Genomic DNA, 20479 nt, shown 5'->3' with positions numbered 1-20479 from the left:
CTCGTTAAGATCGGCGCACTGCTTGCCGGACGAGTAACTTACGTGAAACACACCGCTATACAGACCGCCAACCTCGAATTCAACGCTGAGGGTACACCTGTTTCCCGAGATTTTGACGATGTCTACTTCTCTAATGATAACGGGCTTGAAGAGACCCGCTATGTTTTTCTCGGCGGTAACGACCTCCAGACGCGTTTTCCAGAACATTCAAGGAAGCTATTCATTGTTGCGGAAAGCGGCTTTGGTACCGGCCTCAACTTCTTCACGCTGTGGCAGGCTTTCGCCGCTTTTCGCGCCGATAACCCTGACGCTAACCTGGAAAGATTACATTTCATCAGTTTCGAAAAATTTCCGCTTACCCGCGATGACCTGCAAAAAGCCCACGCCCACTGGCCGGAACTGGCACCGTTTGCAGAGCAGTTGCAGGCACAGTGGCCGCAGGCGTTTGCCGGGTGTCATCGGCTGTTGCTGGATGAGGGAAGTGTGACGCTGGATCTCTGGTTTGGCGATATCAATCAGTTAACCGATACCCTCGATGAGAGCCTGAATCAGCAGGTTGATGCCTGGTTCCTCGATGGTTTTGCGCCGTCGAAAAACCCCGATATGTGGACGCCCGCGCTTTTTCAGGCAATGGCGCGCCTCACCCGTCCTGGCGGGACGCTGGCGACCTTTACCTCCGCCGGGTTTGTGCGCCGCGGTTTACAGGAAGCGGGCTTTACCATGCAGAAGCGCAAAGGCTTTGGCCGTAAGCGGGAGATGCTGAGCGGCGTGCTGGAAAAGGGAATTGCTTCTGCACCGCGCGCGCCGTGGTTTGCCCGCAGCGGTGCGGATACGCGGGAAGTCGCGCTGGTCGGCGGCGGCGTGGCGAGCGCGCTGCTTGCCCTTGCGCTGCTGCGCCGTGGCTGGCAGGTCACGCTCTACTGCGCGGATGACGCCCCGGCAGAGGGCGCATCCGGTAATCGCCAGGGCGCACTCTACCCGCTGCTTAGCGCGCACGACCCGGCGCTGGCGCGTTTTTTCAGCGCCGCATTTACCTTTGCCCGCAGGCTGTATGATGGGCTGCCGGTGGCGTTTGATCACCAGTGGTGCGGCGTCACGCAACCTGGCTGGGATGAGAAGAGCCAGCATAAAATCGAGCAGATGCTGACGCTGGAACTGCCCCACGAACTGGCGCACCGCATCGATGCGCAGGAGGTTCTGGCGCAGAGCGGCGTGGAGACCGGTTGCGGCGGTATCACCTACCCCGCTGGCGGCTGGTTGTGCCCGGCGCAATTGACCGCGGGCGCTATCGCCCTGGGAATCGAACAGGGTTTGCAGGTGCGCTATTGCCATGAGGTTGAAGCGCTTGTCCGGAACAGCGATGGCTGGCAGCTGCGTTTCGCCGATGGCAGCGAGCGCCAGCATGAGAGCGTGGTGCTGGCCAACGGTCACCGCATTCAGCACTTTTCCCAAACGGAGAAGTTGCCGGTTTATCCGGTGGCCGGTCAGGTAAGCCATATTCCTACCACCGAGCCGCTGGCCCGTCTGCGCCAGGTACTCTGTTATGACGGCTATCTGACGCCGCACAACCCGCATAATCATCAGCACTGTATCGGCGCGAGCTACCATCGCGGCCAGCAGGAAGCGACCTACAGCGAAGCGGATCAGCAGCAGAACCGCCAGCGCCTGATTGACTGCTTCCCGCAGGCAGAATGGGCGCAAACGGTGGATGTTAGTGCCGGAGAGGCGCGTTGCGGCGTACGCTGCGCCACGCGCGATCATCTGCCGATGGTCGGTAATGTGGCGGATTACGGTGCCACGTTGTCGGCTTATGCACAGCTTGCGGAACATCCGCAGACGGCAGTCAGCGCGCCGGTGCATGAGGGGTTATTTATGATCGGTGCGCTCGGTTCGCGCGGCTTGTGCAGCGCGCCGCTGGCGGCGGAAATCCTCGCCGCGCAGATGAGCAACGAGCCCATTCCGCTGGATGGCGAAACGCTGGCAGCGATGAACCCAAATCGGTTATGGGTGAGAAAGTTGTTGAAGGGAAAAGTGGTGAAATAAGGGATTGCGGCAAGTATATCGCCAGATGTCACCATCAATACGTTGCCGAAAACCCATTGCCGGATGGCGCGTAAACGCTTATCCGGCCTACGCCGTTTCAGCCGCTCCATACACGTTTCCGCATCCTTGACCCGTAGGCCGGATAAGGCGGAGCCGCCATCCGGCAATCCGTGCATACCCAACCACGCAGTTTCCGCAGCCCCGAACCGTAGGCCGGATAAGGCGGAGCCGCCATCCGGCAACTCCGCCACAGGTTAAAGCAGGCTTAGTGCGCCTTCGCCTGCTGGTAAAGATTTTCCCACATGCTGAGCACCAGCGCCTGATCACGCGGCGACAGCTCACCGGCCTGAATGGCGTGTTCCACACTGGTGGTCACGCGTGCGGATACCGCTTCCGGCGAGTGGTCGTCGCCGCTCTCCAGATCGGCCACCGCCAGCGTCAGGTGCCCGCGCAGATAACCGCCGGCAAACAGTTCATCATCACTGGCGTGATCCACCATATTGTCAATTAACGCCAGAATGCGTGATTCAAACTCCGCGATCATCTCTCTTCCTCTCGTAAAAACGTGGCCTACAGATCTTCCGGCCACGGAAACTGTGCTGCCGCTAATGGCGGCGTCTGGTAATAATCCTGTAATGCCTTGATAAAGCGCGCCGGACGCGCCGGGATCCCCTGCTCCAGCCACACCATCACCTGGGCGTGTACGCGGCGCTGAAACGCCACGCGATCCGGCTCGACGTCGCCTTCCAGGTTGTCGCAGCTGACATTAAACGGGAAGCCCGCCGCCGCGCAGAACAACCACTCCAGCGCTTGCGGCTTCACTTCGACATCCTCAAACTGCCCCTGGGTGGCGGCATCGCGCCCGTCCGGGCAGTACCAGTAGCCGAAATCAACCAGCTTGCGCCGCTCGGCTCCGGCGATGCACCAGTGTGAAATCTCATGCAGGGCGCTGGCGTAAAAACCGTGGGCAAACACCACACGGTTGTAAGGCGCGTCGGCATCAGCGGGAAGATAGATCGGTTCGTCGTCGCCTTTAATCAGACGGGTATTAAAATCGCTGGCAAAGCAGCCATCAAAAATATCAATTAATTGCTGATAGTGGTGCGTCATACATTCACCCCCAGAAACTGGAGGATCTCCTGGCCGTGACTGTCATAGAGAAGTTTTGCGCTCATCACCGCCGAGACAATCACAATCATCGGACGGATAAGCTTCTGCCCTTTACTGAGCACCAGCCGCGATCCCATGCGCGCGCCGAGAAACTGGCCGACAAGCATCACAAAACCGGTGCCCCATACGACTTTGCCGCCGATGATAAACAGCAGCAGACCGCCGACGTTGGAGGTGGCGTTAAGCACTTTGGCGTGCGCGGTCGATTTCGCGAGGTTGAACCCGCAGAGGGTGACAAACGCCAGCGCGTAAAACGACCCGGCACCGGGGCCGAAAAAGCCGTCATAGAAACCGACGCAGCCGCCTGCCACCAGCGCAAACGGCAGGCCATACAGACGACGCTGCCGATCCTCTTCGCCAAGCTTCGGCATCAATAAAAAGTAGAGGCCGATACAGATAACGAGGATTGGCAGGATCTGGCGCAGCACGTCTGATTTCACATACTGCACCAGCAGCGCGCCGCTGGTTGAGCCAATAAAGGTCATCAGGATATTGAGCTTCTGGTCGGCGATATTGACCACTTTGCGGCGAATAAAGTAGAGCGAGGAGGAGAGCGATCCACCGCAGGCCTGCAATTTGTTGGTCGCCAGCGCCTGTGCAGGCGTCATTCCGGCGGCTAATAGTGCCGGAACGGTTAACAGCCCGCCGCCGCCCGCCAGCGCATCAATAAAGCCCGCCAGCAGCGCGACCAAAAAGAGCACCGCCAGCATCAGCGGTGTCATCATAAACAGCGAATCAAAGAGTTCCATCAGAGGGCGTGTTCATCCAGTAGAGCCTGACAGGAAGGCGGCAACGGTGGCGGCGTCTTTTTCTCAGGCGTACTGCTGCCCGGTTTCGCCGGTTCAAACCAGCTCTGCAATTCTGCGCCACAGCCGTCACCCGGCGGCGGCACTGGCTGATCGACACACTCAAGGCTGTCGGCCGGGCAGCGCAGGCGCACGTGCATATGCGCGCGGTGCTGGAACCATGGACGCACCTTGCGCAGCCAGTCGCGATCTGTTCCGGCATCGAGGCAGAGCTGCTGTTTGATCGCCGGGTTGACGAAAATACGCGTCACCTCGTCATCCTGCGCGGCAAGCTTAATCAGGCTGCTGATTTCCGGCTTCCACAGCGAAGGCACCACGCTTTTTCCATCCTGCGAGACCAGATCCAGCGCCTGCGGTTTTAGCAGCTGCGCCGCGCTCCAGCGCGAGGTCGGCAGTTGCAGGAAGATATCCACATCCAGCCCCGACTGATGGCTGGCGTGACCGCCATTAAAGCGCCCGCCCGCCGGCATGCCCATATCGCCCACCAGCACTGTGCCAAGCCCAAGGTTATGCACCTGGGTGCTGAGGCGCTGAATAAACAGCACCAGATCCGGGTGGCCGAAATAGCGACGCTGATCGGTACGCATCACCTGATAGGCGTCGGATTGCAGCGGCAGCTCCTGCGCGCCGACGATACAGCCATTCGAGAATGCGCCAATCGACTGCGGGGTGCCGGGAACCGGATGGGTCAGTTTTTGCCACGGTGTCGCCGCCGTAGCGGCGGCGCTCAGCAGCAGCGCAAACAGTGCGATTGCCGTGTTTTTCATCGGTTACCAGCGTGGAAGTGAAGGAGTGACATCAGCGTTTTGGCCGCGCTGACGCAGGAAGTGATCCATTAAGACGATCGCCAGCATCGCTTCGGCGATCGGCACCGCGCGAATGCCAACGCAGGGATCGTGACGCCCTTTGGTGATCATCTCCACTTCATCGCCGGAACGCGTCACGGTTTTACCCGGCACGGTAATGCTGGAGGTAGGCTTCAGTGCGATATTGGCGACAATCTGCTGACCGCTGCTGATTCCGCCGAGAATGCCGCCAGCATGGTTGCTCTGGAAGCCGTCGCGGGTCAGTTCATCGCGGTTCTGGCTGCCACGCAGTTTCACCACTTCAAAGCCGTCGCCAATCTCAACGCCTTTCACCGCATTAATGCTCATCATGGCATGGGCGATATCAGCATCCAGACGGTCAAATACCGGCTCGCCGAGGCCTGGCGGAACGTTGTCAGCCACCACCGTCACTTTCGCGCCGATAGAGTCGCCCTCTTTCTTCAGGCCGCGCATCAGCTCGTCCAGCGCCTCGATCTTGTCCGGATCCGGGCAGAAGAAGGGGTTAAGCTCAACCTGATCCCACGCTTTGATCTCCAGCGGAATGTCGCCCATCTGGCTTAAACAGCCGCGAATGACGATGCCGAATTTCTGTGCGAGGTATTTTTTCGCAATTGCGCCAGCCGCGACGCGCATCGCCGTTTCGCGGGCGGAGGAGCGACCGCCGCCGCGATAGTCGCGCACGCCATATTTCTGTTCATAGGTGTAATCCGCATGGCCGGGGCGGAAGAGATCTTTGATCGCACCATAGTCCTGCGAGCGCTGATCGGTGTTTTCAATCAGCAGGCCGATGCTGGTGCCGGTAGTCACGCCCTCAAACACGCCGGAGAGGATTTTGACCTGGTCCGGCTCGCGACGCTGGGTAGTGTAGCGCGAGGTGCCAGGACGGCGGCGGTCGAGATCGTGTTGTAAATCCGCTTCCGTCAGCGGAATGCCCGGCGGCACGCCATCAACAATACAGCCCAGCGCCAGCCCGTGCGATTCACCGAAAGTGGTGACGCGAAAGAGTTGTCCAATCGTGTTTCCTGCCATCACGGCTCCGTTATTCGTTGTGTGTTTGCGCGTTGATCAATCTTTGTAGATGCTGAAATGTTCTTGCGCCGCAATCAGTTGCGCTTTGGTCAGCATAAAGACACCGTCCCCGCCGTTGTCGAACTCCAGCCAGGTGAACGGCACATCGGGATACTGGTCCATCAGATGTACCATGCTGTTGCCGACTTCACAAATCAGGATGCCGTTATCAGAGAGGTACTGCGGGGCGCAGGCGAGAATGCGGCGCGTCAATTTCAGACCATCGCTGCCGGAGGCAAGACCCAGCTCCGGTTCATGACGGTATTCCGACGGCAGGTCGGACATATCCTCTTCATCAACGTAGGGCGGGTTGGTGACAATCAGGTCGTACTGCACTTTCGGCAGATCGCGGAAGAGATCGGAGCGGATCGGCGTGACATGGTGAATAAGGCCATGCTCTTCAATATTGTGTTCTGTTACTGCCAGCGCATCGGCGGAGATATCCACCGCGTCCACTTCCGCTTCCGGGAAGGCGTACGCGCAGGCGATAGCAATACAGCCGCTGCCGGTGCACATATCGAGAATGTGCTGCGGCTGCTGATCGATAAGCCCGGCGAAGTGGTTGTTAATCAGCTCGCCAATTGGCGAACGCGGCACCAGCACGCGCTCATCGACATAAAATTCGTGGCCGCAGAACCAGGCTTTATTGGTGAGATAGGCCACCGGAATGCGCTCGTTAACACGGCGGATCACCCGCTCAACGATGCGGTGGCGCTCGCTGGAGGTGAGGCGCGCGTTACGCATCTCTTCGGGAATATCCAGCGGTAAATAGAGGGTTGGCAGCACCAGTTGCACCGCTTCATCCCAGGGGTTGTCGGTGCCGTGGCCGTACCAGATGTTGGCGGCGCTAAATCGGCTGACCGACCAGCGCAACATGTCCTGAATGGTGTGCAGCTCGTTCACTGCTTCGTCGACGAAAATTTTATCCATACTATCCCCCAGGGCATGCTCGCAATAAATTCGGCGGCTAGTTTGCCATGAAGATGGGGATAAATCAGCATCCACGCGCATCTGCGCGGTGTAAAAATGCATTTTGCTGCACCGCAGCCGCCTGCAGTCGGGTACACTGGCGCAAAGAAAAAACAGGATGCGCAAATGAAAAAGAAACCATCGCTTAGCGAGGAGGAGCAGGCCCTGTTCCGGCAGCTGATGACCGGGACGCGCCAGATGAAGCAGGACACCGTTGTTCACCGCCCGGCGCGCAAGAAGATCGCCGAGGTGCCGGTCAAGCGCCTGTTGCAGGAGCAGGCGGATAACAGCCACTACTTTTCCGACGAGTTTCAGCCGCTGCTCAACACCGATGGCCCGGTAAAATATGTCCGCAGCGATGTCAGCCATTTTGAGTTGAAAAAACTGCGCCGCGGTGATTACTCCCCGGAGCTGTTTCTCGATCTGCACGGTTTAACGCAGATGCAGGCCAAACAGGAGCTTGGCGCGCTGATTGCCGCCTGTCGGCGCGAGCACGTCTTTTGCGCCTGCGTGATGCACGGCCACGGTAAACACATTCTCAAGCAGCAAACGCCGCTCTGGCTGGCACAACATCCGCACGTGATGGCGTTTCACCAGGCCCCAAAAGAGTACGGCGGCGATGCGGCAGTGCTGGTGCTGATTGAAGTGGAAGAGTGGCAGCCGCCAGAGTTGCCCTGAAGCAGAAATGAGAAGAGCCGCACTGTGCGGCTCTTTTTTTGCATCGGTCCGATGAATCAGATGGCTTTCGGCATCTTCAGGTTGCAGGGACTCATTTGCCAGTTGAACACCCCTTTACCCTCGTTATCCAGCGTGACGCTGGCGATAGCCGAGGTGGTGAACATGGGCGGCGTTTCACCGGGACAGAGTTCGGCGACCAGGTAGCCTACCAGCGGCAGGTGAGAGATCACCAGCGCCGTTTCGGTGCCTTCATTGGCCAGCGCCTGTAAATAAGCGCTTACCAGGCCGACATCGCCGCAGGGCGTCAACTCCGGCAGGACATCCACTTTGTCAGGCAGGTTCATGCACTCCCCTACCTTCTCCAGCGTCTGCTCAGCGCGTAAAAACGGGCTAACCAGAACACGATCGATATCCACTTTTTGGCCTTTCAACCACGTTGCCATTTGACGCGATTCGTCGCAGCCGCAAGGGGTAAGCGGACGAACGGAGTCACTGGCTGCATCGAGGGCAGCATCGCCGTGACGCATGATAAAAACTTGCATATTGCACCGCTTTTGTTAACCAGAAGCATCGCGCTTCTGCCGGTGAAAAGAGATCACGCTGGCAGAAAAACGGGATGGCCGGGCATTTTGCCTGATTCATTCGTTGAATGAAACGCTGTTTTTTACCTCAATGGCGCAAGTATAGTCAATCACTGTTTATGAAATAACCGCAAAGGCCATGAGGTATAACACATTTACTTTTTTCGACCTTAACTTACAGGCTCACTTTCCGCTGTCGGCCAGAAGCGTTTCCCCTCCTGAGCCATGCGTAACAGGGCTTCACACGGTGCAAATCGTGCCCCATAACGCGCCTCCATCTGCTGCAGCGACGCCACGACGCTTGCCGCGCCCAGCGTATCCATATAGTGGAAAGGCCCCCCTAAAAATGGTGGGAAGCCAATGCCGAAAACGGCACCGATATCGCCGTCGCGCGCGCTACGGATCACCTGCTCATCAAAACAGCGCGCCGCTTCGTTAAGCATCAGCAGGACACAGCGCTCGGCAATCTGCTGCGCCGAGGAGTGCCCTTTCGCCGACACGCCGATTAAGCGGTAGATCGAGGCGTCGGGCTGTTTTTTGCTTTTACGCCCTTTTGTCGGGTAAAGATAGAAACCACGACCATTTTTTCTCCCTTTGCGATCGTCATTCAAAATCGCGGAGACAAGCGTTGCAGGCGCGCTAAAACGCTCCCCGTAAGCGGCCTCAAGCACAGGAATGATCTTCGTTCCGGTATCGATGCCCACTTCATCCAGTAGCTGAATCGGGCCTACCGGGAAACCAAACTTCACCAGCGCCCGGTCGATGGCCTCAATCGGCTCGCCCTCGCTCAGCATGCGCATCGCTTCACTGATATAGGGTGCGAGAATACGGTTAACGTAAAAGCCCGCTTTATCTGCAACGACAATCGGCGTTTTGCCCTGCTTCTTCGCCAGCTTCACGGTGGTGGCGATAGTCTGCTCATCGGTACCGGCGTGCGGAATAACTTCCACCAGCGGCATCTTCTCCACCGGGCTGAAAAAATGTAATCCGATCACCTTGCCGGGACGCGCCGCATTTTCGGCAATATCCGCAATCGGCAGCGACGAGGTGTTAGAGGCAAAAATGGTATGCGGCGCGCAGTGCGCCTCCACTTCACTCACCATCTTCTGTTTGAGGGAGAGATCTTCAAACACCGCTTCGATTACCACATCGCGATGAGCAAAACCGAGGTAATCAAGCGAGCCGGAGATCTTCGCCATCTGGCTGTCGCGCTCGCCGGGTTTGATAAAGCGGCGACGCACTTTTCTATCTAATTCCTGCCAGCTGTACTTCAGCGCGTGGTTAATGCCTTTCGCATTGATATCTTTAATGCGAACCGGCAAACGGCCCTTGCTGGCGGTGACATACGCAATGCCGCCGCCCATCAATCCGCCGCCGAGAATACCGACGGTATGCAGCGGCGCGGCAGCAACCGTGCTGCCAGGATCTTTTTTGATGTCGGTTGAAGCAAAGAAGATATTACGCAGTGCCTGCGACTGCGGCGTCATCGCCAGTTGACCAAAGGCGCGCGCTTCCGCTTCATAGCCGCTGCTGCGCCCCTGCGCCAGACCGGTCTCAATCACCGATAAAATTCGTGGTGCGGCAGGATAGTTACCGTGGGTTTTCTGTTCGGTGCGCTTCGCCGCCATCTTAAACAGCAGCGTGCGGCCGAGCGGACCGGCGAGAATGCGCTCGCGTACCGGCAAACGGCGGCTGAGGGGGCGCTCCTGCTGCGCCAGTTCGACTGCGGTTTCCAGCAGAATATCGTGCGGCACCACATCATCCACCAGCCCCACCTTCAGCGCCTGCCGCGCACGAAGCTGTTTGCCGGTCAGGATCATCTCAAGCGCAGTGCTGACACCGACAAGCCGTGGCAAACGCTGGGTGCCGCCGGAGCCGGGCAGCAAGCCGAGCTGCACTTCCGGCAGGCCGAGAATGGTTTTGCCATCGTCCGAGCAGACGCGGCGATGACAGGCCAGCGCCAGCTCCAGCCCGCCGCCAAGACAGGCACCGTGGATGGCGGCAACAACCGGGATCGACAGAGCGTGGATCTCCGCCATGATCTTCTGCCCCTGCAGGGCCAGCTCTTCCGCTTCTTTCGCGCTCTGGCAGCGGCCAATCATATTGATATCGGCACCGGCAATAAAGTTGTCTGCCTTCGCCGAAATAAACACCACGCCGCGCAGAGCGCGGTTATCACGGATCTCTTTTAAGATGGCGCGCACCTGTGCGCCAAACTCCGCTTTCAGGGTGTTCATCTTTTCATTGGGTACATCGATGGTAACGACCGCGACATTGTCGGGGCGCACAGTAAGGGTAAATGCAGAAACCGTCATTATTCCGCCTCCAGAACCATTGCCGCGCCTAATCCTCCCGCCGCGCAGGCGGTGACCAGACCGAAACCGCCGCCGCGACGTCGCAGCTCATGCAGGGTTTGCGTGATCATCCGCGCGCCGGTGGCGGCAAAGGGGTGACCATAGGCAATCGAGCCGCCAAGCACGTTAAATTTGCTCTCATCCACCTCGCCGGTGGCCTGCGAACGCCCCAGCACCTCGCGCGCGAAACGATCGCTGGCCATCAGTTTCAGGTTGGTTAAGGTCTGGGCGGCAAAGGCTTCATGCATATCAAAAAGGGTCAAGTCTGCCATGGTTAACCCGGCACGATCCAGCGCCAGCGGCGTTGCCCAGGCCGGGCCGAGCAGCATATCTTTCTGCACGCCAATCGCCGTAAAGGCGTAGCTGCGCAGATAGCCCAGCGGCACGAGACCCAGCTCTCTGGCGCGTGATTCGGTCATTAAGATCACCGCCGCCGCGCCATCGGTGAGCGGCGTGCTGTTGGCTGCGGTGACGGTGCCATGTTTGCGGTCAAAGGCCGGGCGCAGCTTAGCGTAATCGGCGAGGCTGGAGTTACCGCGCACGTTATTGTCCTGCCCGATAGGATCGCGGAACGGTGGCGCATAGGCGGTCATCACCTCCTCAGCCAGCTTGCCCTCGGCCCAGGCCTGAGCGGCGAACTGGTGAGAGCGGTGCGCCAGCGCATCCTGCTCCTGGCGGCTAATGGCGTAGGTTTTCGCCATCTGTTCGGCGGTATCGCCCATACGCAGGCCGGTCGAATACTCGGCAACCGCAGGCGGGACGGGCAGCAGATCGCGCAGACGCAGGCGCGAGAAGAGTTTGAGTTTCTGCCCGACGGTGCGCGCTTTGTTGGCATCCACCAGCACGCGCGCCAGTTTTTTACTGACGCCAATAGGCAGTACAGAAGAGGAGTCCGCTCCACCCGCGATTCCGGCGCGGATGGTGCCAGCCAGCAGGCTTTCCGTTACGTTCGCCACCGCCTGAAAACTGGTCGCGCAGGCGCGGCTGACGCTGTAAGCATCGGTGTGAACATTCATGCCGGTGCCGAGCACGATTTCACGCGCGATATTCGGCGCTTCCGGCATCTGCACCACCTGGCCGAAGACCAGTTGTTCAATCACTTCAGGGGGAATTTCGTTGCGCGCCAGCATCTCCCCCACCACCATTTTGCCGAGATCGATTGCCGGTACGCCGTGAAACGCGGTCGCCTGGCGGACAAATGGGGTTCGTAACCCGCAGACAATGGCAATGCGGTCGCCCTGACGGGTGACAAGCGGTAACGCCTGACTCATAACACTCCCCTGTTAACAACGGAATCAATAAAGTGGTCTGACCTGATAACAGTCTTAACCAATCTTTTACATTTAGCCAATGGCAGGGAGATAAAAATGGGAGCTAAGGCACAGATAAACGGATAAAAAAACGCTCCCACAGAGGGGAGCGTTGAGGGCGGGGTTTAGCGCAGACCGAGCTGGAAAATCAGGGTTTCCGCTTCGCAGGCGAAAACAAAATCGATATCAAGTTGAACGCCCTCTGCCACCTCGGTGAAAGTCGGGGTGATTTCGCATGGTTCAGACTCAACGCTGCGTGCTTTGGCGCTCAGTGCCGCCAGCGTCTCTTCTGCTTCGGCGCGGTTAGCGAATACGCGGCTGTAGGAGGCGGTGCAGTCGGAGTTGTCCATAATGGTTCCGACATCCATACAGCAGCAAACCGGGGTTTCATCAGCACTGCATTTACTCATAGAAGATTTCCTCTAAATTTGCACCCTGGGTGCCAGGTCAAGATTGCACATATTTTACGCCGCCGCGCAGGGGCGCTCCAGTCGTTAATCGCCGGAACGGCCTTAAGTGACCGAAATCACAATTAAAAATGATCTAAAACAAAAACTACCGAAAACGGGGATCCGTGCTACGGCTAAATTTGCCACGCAGATCCCGTTTCGGAGATCACAATTGAAAAATCTTGATTACATACTTGCAACATTAGTTCTGGTCAGACCTATACTCTCGCCACTGGTCTGATTTCTCTGCGGTAGCTCAGACCCTACACTTCGCGCTTCTTTAACAAGGCGTAAGAAAGTTTGTATAAAAATAACTCGCTTCGAATGAGGTTATGGTCATGAGCCAGAAAACCCGTTTTACCAAGTCTGCTCTGGCAGTCGCAGTGGCACTCGTTTCTACCCAGGCCTGGTCCGCAGGCTTTCAACTCAACGAATTTTCCGCCTCCGGCCTCGGTCGCGCTTACTCTGGTGAAGGCGCAATTGCTGATGATGCAGGCAATGCCAGCCGTAACCCGGCACTGATCACCATGTTTGATCGCCCGACCTTCTCTGGCGGCGCGGTGTTTGTCGATCCGGGTGTGGATGTCACCGGCAGCTCTCGTTTCAATAACGCCAGCCAGGACAACATCGCACCGACGGCATGGGTGCCGAACCTGCACTTTGTTGCGCCGATTAACGATCAGTTTGGCTGGGGCGCATCCGTCACCTCCAACTACGGTCTGGCGACAGAGTTCAACAACAACTATTCAGCAGGCTCCGTGGGCGGTAAAACCGACCTCGAAACGCTGAACCTGAACCTCAGCGGCGCATACCGTCTTAATAACAACTGGAGCTTCGGCCTCGGTTTTGACGCGGTCTATGCACGCGCGAAAATTGAACGCTACGCGGGCGATCTGCCGCAGCAGATTGATGCCAGCACCGGCAATACTTTTGGTCTTAGCCGACTGATCCCGCCAGATACGCAGATTGCGCATCTGAAAGGCGACGAGTGGGGCTTCGGCTGGAATGCCGGTATCCTGTACGAACTGGATAAAAATAACCGCTGGGGTCTGACCTACCGCTCAGAAGTGAAAGTTGACTTCGATGGCGACTATAAGAGCAACCTGCCGCTGGCGGTTAACGCAGTCGGTCAACGACTGGGTCTACAAGGCCTGCCTGTCGCCACCGGCGGTGCAACCATTCCTGGCTCGCTGACGCTCAACCTGCCGGAAATGTGGGAAGTGTCGGGTTATAACCGTGTCGATCCGCAGTGGGCGATCCACTACAGCCTGGCTTACACCAGCTGGAGCCAGTTCCAGCAGCTGAAAGCGACGGGTAGCCAGGGTCAGCAGCTCTTCTATAAAGAAGAGGGCTTTAAAGACGCCTACCGTATCGCGCTCGGTACCACCTATTACATGGATGATAACTGGACCTTCCGCGGCGGTATCGCCTTTGATGACAGCCCGGTTCCTGCCGATAAACGCTCTATCTCCATTCCGGACCAGGATCGCTTCTGGCTGAGCACCGGTGCAACCTATGCATTTAATAAAGATGCATCAGTGGACGTCGGCGTCTCCTATATGCACGGTCAGAAAGTGAAGTTCACCGAAGGGCAATATACTTTCAAATCTGAAGGTCGCGCCTGGCTGTATGGTGCCAACTTCAACTACGCCTTCTGATAAACGCGTAGGGATAAAAAAAGGTGAGCTTCTGGCTCACCTTTTTTATTGGCTCTTATTCCGAGTCGATATCTTTTAAATCACCCTCAATCGCCTGCGCATTCGGGTTCTCCTGCGGCTTCAGCTTACCGCCGTTGGCGATAAAGTCATGGCGCTGGAAGTAGGCTTCACGCACAAGAATATACGGATCGGAGGACTGGCGCAGCAGGCCGTCGGAGTCGAGCAGTTGTGCGCGCGATTCGATGCCTTCAACCGTCCATTTACCGACGGAGAGCGGCCAAGTAAGCCAGGAGAGCACCGGATAGAGCGTATCCGCCATATCGCCGCCATCTTCACGCAGGGTGAAGCTGCCATAGAACGGCAGTTGCACATACGGGCCATAACCCATGCCGTAGTGACCCAGCGTGCTACCAAACCGGTGCGGCTCTTCGCGCTGCAGTTTCGGGTTGGACATTCCGGCCACATCCATTAAGCCGCCCATCCCCAGTACGGTATTAAGGAAGAAGCGGGTGAAGTGAACCATCCCCTGATAAGGGTTGCCCTGCAGGAAGTAGTTCGCCATCACTGCCGGCTCTTCAAGGTTACTGGTAAAGTTGCTCAGGCCGTTACGCGCCGGCTGCGGCACATAATCACGCCAGGCAACGGCAACCGGTCTGACAACATAGGGATCCAGCACATTGAAGTTGAAGTTATACATGGTGCGGTTAAACCCTTCTAACGGGTCCGAGCGCCCTTGCGTCTCGTTCGAGCTGGCGCAGCCGACCAGCACAGTGGTGGCCAGCGCAAGCGCCGACAGGCGGTATTTCATCATTCTCTCCCTGCAGAATACGGCCTTCTTCGAGGCCATTCATCAAAATGCAACGCATTGTAACAGCGCGTCTTATGATGTCTATGTCGTGGTCTGTGTGATTCACTTCAGCATAGCCGCAGTTGCCGGTGCGGCGTGTTAATAATCTTATACATTGTTTCCAGGCAATCTATCGCCTTTTTTGCTCTTCACTATAATTTCGGAGGATACCGCCCTGAATACGGGGAGAAAGCCGCTACGCTTAACGCACAAAAATCAATGAAGTGAGGCCTTCGTGGACAAAATAGAAGAAGAGAAGATCGACCAGCACAGCGATGATATGAAAGTCGAAAGCGAAGAGAAGCAGCGCGGCGAGGAGATAGAGGTTGATGAAGAGCGTCTGCCCTCACGGGCGATGGCGATCCATGAACATATTCGCCAGGATGGCGAAAAAGAGATGGAGCGCGACGCAATGGCGCTCTTCTGGTCGGCGATTGCCGCGGGCTTATCGATGGGCGCATCGTTGCTGGCAAAGGGCATTTTTCATGTCCAACTGGAGGGCATTCCCGGCGGATTTTTGCTGGAGAACCTCGGTTACACCTTCGGTTTTATTATCGTCATCATGGCGCGTCAGCAGCTCTTTACTGAGAACACCGTCACCGCCGTTCTGCCGGTGATGCAAAACCCAAGCTGGAAAAATATGGGACTGCTCGGGCGCTTATGGAGCGTGGTGTTGCTCGGTAACCTGGTGGGTACCGCCGTAGCCGCCTTTGCCTTTGAGTATATGCCGATCTTCGATGAGCCAACCCGCGACGCCTTTGTCAAAATTGGCATGGATGTGATGAAGAACACGCCGCTGGAGATGTTCTCCAACGCGATTATCTCCGGCTGGATCATCGCCACCATGGTATGGATGTTCCCGGCGGCGGGTGCGTCAAAACTGATGGTGATTATTCTGATGACCTGGCTTATCGCGCTCGGCGACACCACCCATATCGTCGTCGGTGCGGTAGAGATCTTCTACCTGGTGTTTAATGGCTCGCTGCACTGGAGCGAATTCCTCTGGCCCTTCGCCCTGCCGACGCTTGCCGGGAATATTTGCGGCGGCACCTTTATTTTCGCCCTGCTCAGCCATGCGCAGATCCGTAACGATATGAGCACCGCCCGCAAAGCGGAGGCGAAAGCCAAAGCGAAAGAGGAGAAGCAGGCGCGTGGTGAAGCGTAATTTGTCAGCGACTGATAAATTGCGGTGATATATCACATTGAGCAATGAGCGCTGGTTTTCGCGGACTGGCGCCCTTTAATGACCTTCCAGGGGTTGTCTGCTACACTCGCGCCATCAGCGACTCATTGCTCAGAATTATGTTTAAACGATTTTCTACCTACGCCTCTATTGGTTTATTAAATACCGCCCTGCACTGGCTTATTTTTTGTCTGTGCGTTTATGGTTTCTCCACGCGCCAGGCGCTGGCTAACCTTGCCGGCTTTATTGTGGCGGTCAGTTTCAGCTTTTTCGCTAATGCGAGATTCACCTTCAAATCATCAACTACCGCCGGGCGTTATCTGATGTATGTCGGTTTTATGGGCATGCTGAGCGTTGCCGTTGGCTGGCTGGCCGATCGCTCCGGCATGCCGCCTATCGTGACGCTGATTCTCTTTTCCGCTATCAGTCTGGTGTGCGGCTTCGCCTGGTCAAAGTTAATTGTTTTCAGGGATGTGAAATGAAGATCTCTTTGGTGGTCCCGGTCTTTAATGAAGAAGAGGCGATACCCATCTTTTATAAAACGGTGCGCGGCTATGACGCGTTAAAGCCCTATACCGTTGAGCTGGTTTTTATTAATGATGGCAGCAAAGATGCCACTGAAACCATTATTAATACTCTCGCGCTCTCCGATCCGCTTGTCGTGCCGTTATCTTTCACGCGTAATTTCGGCAAAGAGCCGGCGTTATTTGCCGGGCTTGAGCACGCGACGGGAGAGGCCATTATTCCGATGGATGTCGATTTGCAGGATCCGGTTGAGGTTATCCCCCATCTGATTGCGAAGTGGCAAGCGGGTGCGGATATGGTGCTGGCCAAGCGTAGCGACCGCTCAACCGATGGCCGCATGAAGCGCAAATCAGCAGAGTGGTTTTATAAGCTGCACAATAAAATCAGCTATCCGCAGATAGAAGAGAACGTCGGTGATTTTCGGCTGATGTCCCGGGAGGTCGTTGAAAATATCAAACTGCTTTCTGAACGTAATCTGTTTATGAAAGGCATTCTCTCCTGGGTCGGCGGTAACACCGATATTGTTGAATATATTCGCGCTGACCGCGTGGCCGGTAAGTCAAAATTCAACGGCTGGAAGCTGTGGAATCTTGCGCTTGATGGCATCACCAGTTTCTCCACCTTCCCGCTGCGTATCTGGACCTATATCGGGCTTAGCGTCTCGTTGCTCTCCTTTTTCTACGCCATCTGGATGGTGATCGACAAATTGTTATGGGGAAATCCGGTACCCGGTTATCCCTCTTTGATGACGGCGATCCTCTTTTTAGGTGGTATTCAGCTTATCGGCATCGGTATTCTTGGCGAATATATGGGACGCGTTTATACCGAAGTGAAAAAGAGACCGCGTTATCTTATTAAGAACAGAAAAAGAACCCTGGAACGTTAATTACTATGTTAGAGAAATCTTATAAAGTTCTGCTTATTGCGCTCGCCTTTGCGAGCCTGTTCGCCATTGAGTGGCTGACGCCGATTCACTCAGACGATTACCGCTACTATCTGTTGGGTATCTCCCCTGCCAGTCATTATCATCACTATATGACCTGGAGCGGCAGGATCGTGGCAGATTACGCCAGCTCGCTGATCCTCTTCACCCGCTCGCAATTTGTCTACGCTTTTTCAACTGCGTTTGCGGCTTTAGCCTTCTGTTATTTCATTGCTAAAACGCCGGGTAAAACCCTGCGCTGGCAAAAAAGCGATAATATTTTGCTGCCGCTGGTCTTCTGCACCTACTGGATTGCTAACCCCAACTTAGGGCAAACCACCTTCTGGCTGGTCGGCGCGGCCAACTATCTCTGGACAAACCTGTTTGTCGCCGCGTGGATTTTTTATCTCTACCGAATCACCGTCGATAATATTAAAACCATTAATCCATTACTGATGGTGCTCGCTTTTATGGCGGGCTGCTCGAATGAGAGCGTGTCGCCTTTTGTGGTGCTTCTCGTACTGGTCGCTATTGGCTATGAAATGGTCACGGCGAAATCCGTAGCCAAAAATAAAATCATCTATGCCCTTTCAGCGCTGGCGGGCTCCTGTACGCTGATCTTCTCTCCGGGTAATTTCGTGCGCGCCGCTGATAAAACCTACTGGTACGGTAAACCGCTGCTGGAGCGTATTACCATTCATTTAACCGAGCGGGTACACAATCATCTGGCATTAATCTGGATTAGCTACGTTGTGCTGCTGCTGTTGGTGCTGGTTATTCTCTTTAATAAAGAGGTGAAAGCGAAAATTACCCGCCGCACGGTGCTGCCCGCTATCCTGACGGCGATTTTTGGCGTCGGCACGGTGCTGATTATGTTCGCCTCGCCCTCCTATCCGGACCGGGTCGTCAACGGCACCTTTATGTTTTTCCTGTTGACCATCGCTTTTATCGCCTACGGCATTTTAATGAGCGGTGTCAGAAAAGCGGTTATTTGCACAGCGATTATCACCCTGCTTTGCGCGGGCACTTTCGCCTGGTCCTGGACGCTGATGCATAAAAGCTACACGCGTATTGCGCTGCAAGAGCAAGTGCGGATGAGCATTATCGAACAAGAGATCGCACAGGGAAACAGAGAGATCACCATTCCTGATTACCACTTTATTAAAATGCAGAACAGCGGCGGTCAGTTTGGCCTGTTCCACGATCCTGAAGTCTATGGTGAATATTTTGGTGTTGATAATGTTTACCGCGAAACGGTGGACTTTGATTACTCCGCTATTGCCAACGGTGAGGTTATCCGGGTTGCGGACAATATCACCGCCTACAGCAACGCGCAGGGTGATTTAATTATTATTAGCCCGCAGCCGATTACTCAACCGGTCACCGTTGAAGTGGGTCACGCACACCGTACGCTTGCGGCAGAGAAACTGAAATCAACGGAAATCAATGGCGAGCACTGGTATTACGGCCATATTCCTGAAGGTCATGTAGAAAAGGTTTCATTGTGATATTTCGCCTCCCCACGCGGTGATGGTGGGGAGGTTTGCTTCTTTTCGGGCATTTAGGCCTGGTTTTAGCTTGACTTAATGACTCTTAAAATGCGTGTTAGCGGCATCACAATAAAAAACACGTGGCAGTAAAAACTCATAAAATATGGATGATGTGATGACTGATAGAAATTTCTATTCAATACAGGCATTGAGGGCATTCGCTGCGGTAATAGTGATGTGCTTTCATTTTAAAAGCTTTATTAATCAGTCATTTCAGGGCTGGGGCGATCGGTTATTTCTCAATGGTGATATCGGCGTCGATCTCTTTTTCGTCATCAGCGGGTTTATTATTTACTACATCACCCGCGACGATAATGGCGGTTTACCCTCTGCAAAGCTCTTTTTTATTAAGCGCTTTTGCCGTGTCTTCCCGCCCTATTTCGCCATTACGCTGTTGGTGGCTGGCAGTAGCGTTGAGTCGTGGATGCAAACCGCCACTTCACTGCTGTTTATTCCGTTAGACACGACGCAAATCGCCCCCTGGTTTGGCGTTGCGAAACTGTTTGTTGGCTGGACGCTCAACTACGAATTTATTTTCTACACGCTGTTTACCCTCTGCATGTTGTTTAAAACACGCAAAAACAGTGTGCTGTTTATGACTGTGGCACTGGCGGTCGCCATCCCCGCCTGGCTGCACAACGTGGCGATTTCGCCCTCAAACCACTATAACTATCCGGGATATCTCGCCACTCTCACTAACAGTTTGATGCTGGAATTTCTTGTCGGCACCTTTATCGGCTGGCTGGTGGTGAATAAAAAGATCGCTTACGGAAAAGGCGTCAGCATTGCTTTAATCGTGCTCAGCTTCGCGCTGTTTCTCTTTATTCTGTTAACCCATTACAGCAAGATCGGCGGCCTCGGTTATATTCTCGCCGCCTTTGCCCTTGTTTTTTCTCTGACCAACCACGAAGCGCAATACGCTTTTTGGGCACCGAAGCCGGTGCTCTATACCGGGAAAATTTCTTTCTCACTTTATCTTGTTCACTACCGCGCGAAATCACTGCTCGGCAAAGCTCTGCACCATAGTCAATCTGCATGGGGCGGTTTAATGCTGTTTATTCTCGCGGTGATCCTCTCATTTATCTTTGCCGTTATTTCATACTATTTGCTAGAGAAAAAGCTCAGCTCACTGTTCAGAAAATACTTATTAAAAAAAGCCTGAGCAGAGGGATGCCATCTCAGGATGGCATCCTGCCCCTACGCAATATCGCCCCACGCCAAAACAAAAGAACAAAAACCTTGAAGCGCAGCAAGCAGTTACGGTAGCATACGCACGCCAATTCACGGCCCCGCTCTGCGTCCCCTTAGTTAAATGGATATAACGAGCCCCTCCTAAGGGCTAGTTGCAGGTTCGATTCCTGCAGGGGACACCATACACACCTCGCCTGACATCTACCAAATTCAATAAAACCCTCTATTCTGGCTATGCGACGTCAACTGATGTCTACCCATTTCAAGGTGAATCAATAAACACCTGGGGCCTTAGTGGAGGCTTATCCTGTTCAATTAAAAACGAGGCCCCTAAAAGTTGTTATAGTG

19 protein-coding genes and 1 tRNA gene are annotated in these 20479 nt (G+C 55.5%); 9 read left to right on the top strand and 11 right to left on the bottom strand.

Annotated elements, in window-relative coordinates:
• Window positions 1-42: 42 nt before the first annotated feature.
• A complete protein-coding gene (mnmC, locus tag EH164_RS06950) occupies window positions 43-2043 on the top strand; it encodes a bifunctional tRNA (5-methylaminomethyl-2-thiouridine)(34)-methyltransferase MnmD/FAD-dependent 5-carboxymethylaminomethyl-2-thiouridine(34) oxidoreductase MnmC (protein WP_206430696.1) in 2001 nt (666 codons plus the stop codon).
• A 265-nt stretch (window positions 2044-2308) separates the two neighbouring features.
• On the opposite strand, the gene EH164_RS06945 is transcribed toward mnmC, so the two are convergent.
• From EH164_RS06945 to prmB, 6 genes are read right to left on the bottom strand one after another with little or no spacing between them, the layout of a single operon-like run.
• Window positions 2309-2587, bottom strand: a complete 279-nt coding sequence (locus tag EH164_RS06945) for a YfcL family protein (protein ID WP_023479659.1) — start codon at window positions 2585-2587, stop codon at window positions 2309-2311.
• 26 nt (window positions 2588-2613) lie between these two features.
• On the bottom strand, window positions 2614-3153 hold the full coding sequence (locus EH164_RS06940; protein ID WP_054804318.1) for an elongation factor P hydroxylase: 540 nt from the start codon (window positions 3151-3153) through the stop codon (window positions 2614-2616).
• The gene (locus tag EH164_RS06935; RefSeq protein WP_023479690.1) at window positions 3150-3962 is read right to left on the bottom strand and encodes a sulfite exporter TauE/SafE family protein; all 813 of its coding nucleotides are present in this window, start codon (window positions 3960-3962) and stop codon (window positions 3150-3152) included. The genes EH164_RS06940 and EH164_RS06935 overlap by 4 nt, the downstream gene beginning before the upstream one ends.
• Window positions 3962-4786 (bottom strand): penicillin-insensitive murein endopeptidase, encoded by an 825-nt coding sequence (mepA, locus tag EH164_RS06930; protein WP_124967739.1) that lies wholly within the window; start codon window positions 4784-4786, stop codon window positions 3962-3964. The genes EH164_RS06935 and mepA overlap by 1 nt, the downstream gene beginning before the upstream one ends.
• Window positions 4787-4789: 3 nt before the next feature.
• Entirely contained in the window at window positions 4790-5875 is a 1086-nt protein-coding gene (aroC, locus tag EH164_RS06925) for a chorismate synthase (protein ID WP_076770200.1), read from the bottom strand.
• A 36-nt stretch (window positions 5876-5911) separates the two neighbouring features.
• Entirely contained in the window at window positions 5912-6844 is a 933-nt protein-coding gene (gene prmB, locus EH164_RS06920; RefSeq protein WP_054804316.1) for a 50S ribosomal protein L3 N(5)-glutamine methyltransferase, read from the bottom strand.
• Between the two features lie 165 nt (window positions 6845-7009).
• Here prmB and smrB point away from each other — a divergent pair, with 165 nt between their 5' ends.
• Window positions 7010-7561 (top strand): endonuclease SmrB, encoded by a 552-nt coding sequence (smrB, locus tag EH164_RS06915; protein WP_023479810.1) that lies wholly within the window; start codon window positions 7010-7012, stop codon window positions 7559-7561.
• 56 nt (window positions 7562-7617) lie between these two features.
• Here smrB and sixA read toward each other — a convergent pair whose 3' ends face one another.
• The 4 genes from sixA to EH164_RS06895 form a co-directional block, all read right to left on the bottom strand.
• Complete coding sequence (gene sixA / locus EH164_RS06910) at window positions 7618-8103, bottom strand: phosphohistidine phosphatase SixA (protein WP_124967738.1); 486 nt, start codon at window positions 8101-8103, stop codon at window positions 7618-7620.
• 209 nt (window positions 8104-8312) lie between these two features.
• Window positions 8313-10457 carry a fatty acid oxidation complex subunit alpha FadJ gene (gene fadJ / locus EH164_RS06905; protein WP_370277068.1) on the bottom strand — a complete coding sequence of 715 codons (2145 nt, stop codon included), beginning with the start codon at window positions 10455-10457 and terminating at the stop codon, window positions 8313-8315.
• Window positions 10457-11767, bottom strand: coding sequence for an acetyl-CoA C-acyltransferase FadI (gene fadI / locus EH164_RS06900; protein ID WP_124967736.1), 1311 nt, complete (start codon window positions 11765-11767; stop codon window positions 10457-10459). The genes fadJ and fadI overlap by 1 nt, the downstream gene beginning before the upstream one ends.
• A gap of 164 nt (window positions 11768-11931) precedes the next feature.
• Window positions 11932-12216, bottom strand: coding sequence for a YfcZ/YiiS family protein (locus EH164_RS06895; protein WP_023479622.1), 285 nt, complete (start codon window positions 12214-12216; stop codon window positions 11932-11934).
• Between the two features lie 377 nt (window positions 12217-12593).
• Between EH164_RS06895 and fadL the strand changes: the two genes are divergently transcribed.
• Complete coding sequence (gene fadL, locus EH164_RS06890; RefSeq protein WP_124967735.1) at window positions 12594-13913, top strand: long-chain fatty acid transporter FadL; 1320 nt, start codon at window positions 12594-12596, stop codon at window positions 13911-13913.
• 55 nt (window positions 13914-13968) lie between these two features.
• Here the strand turns inward: fadL and mlaA are convergent, their stop codons facing one another.
• Window positions 13969-14721: a phospholipid-binding lipoprotein MlaA gene (mlaA, locus tag EH164_RS06885; protein WP_023479799.1), complete on the bottom strand. Its 753-nt coding sequence runs from the start codon at window positions 14719-14721 to the stop codon at window positions 13969-13971.
• A gap of 274 nt (window positions 14722-14995) precedes the next feature.
• On the opposite strand from mlaA, the gene EH164_RS06880 reads away from it, so the two are divergent.
• The 6 genes from EH164_RS06880 to EH164_RS06855 all read left to right on the top strand — a co-directional run bounded on the left by EH164_RS06880 (window position 14996) and on the right by EH164_RS06855 (window position 20313).
• Window positions 14996-15925, top strand: a complete 930-nt coding sequence (locus tag EH164_RS06880) for a formate/nitrite transporter family protein (RefSeq protein ID WP_124967734.1) — start codon at window positions 14996-14998, stop codon at window positions 15923-15925.
• Window positions 15926-16062: 137 nt separating this feature from the next.
• Window positions 16063-16425: a GtrA family protein gene (locus EH164_RS06875; protein WP_124967733.1), complete on the top strand. Its 363-nt coding sequence runs from the start codon at window positions 16063-16065 to the stop codon at window positions 16423-16425.
• Window positions 16422-17354 carry a glycosyltransferase family 2 protein gene (locus tag EH164_RS06870; protein ID WP_124967732.1) on the top strand — a complete coding sequence of 311 codons (933 nt, stop codon included), beginning with the start codon at window positions 16422-16424 and terminating at the stop codon, window positions 17352-17354. The genes EH164_RS06875 and EH164_RS06870 overlap by 4 nt, the downstream gene beginning before the upstream one ends.
• A 5-nt stretch (window positions 17355-17359) precedes the next feature.
• A complete protein-coding gene (locus EH164_RS06865) occupies window positions 17360-18898 on the top strand; it encodes a DUF6056 family protein (protein ID WP_124967731.1) in 1539 nt (512 codons plus the stop codon).
• Between the two features lie 217 nt (window positions 18899-19115).
• Window positions 19116-20102 (top strand): acyltransferase, encoded by a 987-nt coding sequence (locus EH164_RS06860; RefSeq protein ID WP_241175012.1) that lies wholly within the window; start codon window positions 19116-19118, stop codon window positions 20100-20102.
• A 136-nt stretch (window positions 20103-20238) separates the two neighbouring features.
• A tRNA-Arg gene (locus tag EH164_RS06855) sits at window positions 20239-20313 on the top strand.
• The last annotated feature ends 166 nt before the right edge of the window (window positions 20314-20479 follow it).

It is taken from the genome of Kosakonia sp. CCTCC M2018092 (genome assembly GCF_003864115.1).
In the GTDB taxonomy this organism is placed as follows: domain Bacteria; phylum Pseudomonadota; class Gammaproteobacteria; order Enterobacterales; family Enterobacteriaceae; genus Kosakonia; species Kosakonia cowanii.
Note: the sequence above shows the minus strand (reverse complement) of the source record. Positions and strands in the feature narration are given on the sequence as shown.

Bases quoted from the DNA above. Each gene is read 5' to 3' on its own strand.
- EH164_RS06945 (WP_023479659.1), bottom strand. From the start codon at position 2,587: ATGATCGCGGAGTTTGAATCACGCATTCTGGCGTTAATTGACAATATG.
- EH164_RS06940 (WP_054804318.1), bottom strand. From the start codon at position 3,153: ATGACGCACCACTATCAGCAATTAATTGATATTTTTGATGGCTGCTTT.
- EH164_RS06935 (WP_023479690.1), bottom strand. From the start codon at position 3,962: ATGGAACTCTTTGATTCGCTGTTTATGATGACACCGCTGATGCTGGCG.
- mepA (WP_124967739.1), bottom strand. From the start codon at position 4,786: ATGAAAAACACGGCAATCGCACTGTTTGCGCTGCTGCTGAGCGCCGCC.
- aroC (WP_076770200.1), bottom strand. From the start codon at position 5,875: ATGGCAGGAAACACGATTGGACAACTCTTTCGCGTCACCACTTTCGGT.
- prmB (WP_054804316.1), bottom strand. From the start codon at position 6,844: ATGGATAAAATTTTCGTCGACGAAGCAGTGAACGAGCTGCACACCATT.
- smrB (WP_023479810.1), top strand. From the start codon at position 7,010: ATGAAAAAGAAACCATCGCTTAGCGAGGAGGAGCAGGCCCTGTTCCGG.
- sixA (WP_124967738.1), bottom strand. From the start codon at position 8,103: ATGCAAGTTTTTATCATGCGTCACGGCGATGCTGCCCTCGATGCAGCC.
- fadJ (WP_370277068.1), bottom strand. From the start codon at position 10,457: ATGACGGTTTCTGCATTTACCCTTACTGTGCGCCCCGACAATGTCGCG.
- fadI (WP_124967736.1), bottom strand. From the start codon at position 11,767: ATGAGTCAGGCGTTACCGCTTGTCACCCGTCAGGGCGACCGCATTGCC.
- EH164_RS06895 (WP_023479622.1), bottom strand. From the start codon at position 12,216: ATGAGTAAATGCAGTGCTGATGAAACCCCGGTTTGCTGCTGTATGGAT.
- fadL (WP_124967735.1), top strand. From the start codon at position 12,594: ATGAGCCAGAAAACCCGTTTTACCAAGTCTGCTCTGGCAGTCGCAGTG.
- mlaA (WP_023479799.1), bottom strand. From the start codon at position 14,721: ATGAAATACCGCCTGTCGGCGCTTGCGCTGGCCACCACTGTGCTGGTC.
- EH164_RS06875 (WP_124967733.1), top strand. From the start codon at position 16,063: ATGTTTAAACGATTTTCTACCTACGCCTCTATTGGTTTATTAAATACC.
- EH164_RS06870 (WP_124967732.1), top strand. From the start codon at position 16,422: ATGAAGATCTCTTTGGTGGTCCCGGTCTTTAATGAAGAAGAGGCGATA.
- EH164_RS06865 (WP_124967731.1), top strand. From the start codon at position 17,360: ATGTTAGAGAAATCTTATAAAGTTCTGCTTATTGCGCTCGCCTTTGCG.
- EH164_RS06860 (WP_241175012.1), top strand. From the start codon at position 19,116: ATGTGCTTTCATTTTAAAAGCTTTATTAATCAGTCATTTCAGGGCTGG.